The sequence below is a fragment of the Streptomyces calidiresistens genome (assembly GCF_014141525.1).
Lineage (GTDB): Bacteria > Actinomycetota > Actinomycetes > Streptomycetales > Streptomycetaceae > Streptomyces > Streptomyces calidiresistens.
In genome coordinates this window covers 1-564 of record NZ_VKHS01001488.1, presented here as the reverse complement: position 1 = coordinate 564, position 564 = coordinate 1, and the positions used below count along the sequence as shown (strand labels likewise).

At 76.1% G+C, this 564-nt stretch carries 1 protein-coding gene; it reads left to right on the top strand.

Going from position 1 to position 564, the window contains the following annotated elements:
* Positions 1-16: 16 nt before the first annotated feature.
* Positions 17-564, top strand: a 548-nt coding sequence (locus FOE67_RS27955) for a M23 family metallopeptidase (RefSeq protein WP_182667582.1), incomplete at its 3' end; no start/stop codon positions are given.

The window sequence follows — 564 nt, the reverse complement described above, 5'->3', positions numbered from 1 at the left end:
GATCACCCCGCCGGTGGTGGCGCGGCCCTTCGAGCCCCCGCCCCGTCCCTGGCAGGCCGGACACCGGGGGGTGGATCTGCCGGCCGAGGTGGGAGCCGTGGTCCTCTCCCCGGTATCGGGGAGGGTGGTCTTCGCCGGACCTGTCGCCGGCCGCGGGGTGCTGGTGATCGAGCTCGACGAGCCGGGAGGTCCTCCGCCCCCCGCCGGTGGGGCATCGCTCGCCCCGGACCCCGGGCAGGCCCGGCGGACGACGTTCGAGCCCGTGGTTCCCCTGGTGGGGCCGGGGCGGCGGGTGATGCCGGGCGATCCGGTGGCGCGGCTGGCAGGCGGGCCCCATCACTGTGACCGACCCTGTCTGCACTGGGGGTTGCGGGCGGCCCGGCTGCGGGGCGCGGACCCGACGGAGCCGGAGCGTTACCTGGATCCACTCTCCCTGCTGCGGCGCGGCCCGGCTCGCCTGCTGCCGGTGACCGGTGTTCCGCCTCTTCCCGCGGAGGGGATCGCGCCGGACCCGGGGAGGGGAACCGCGGAGGAGGGGAAGGGCTGTCTCGTATACACATCTGA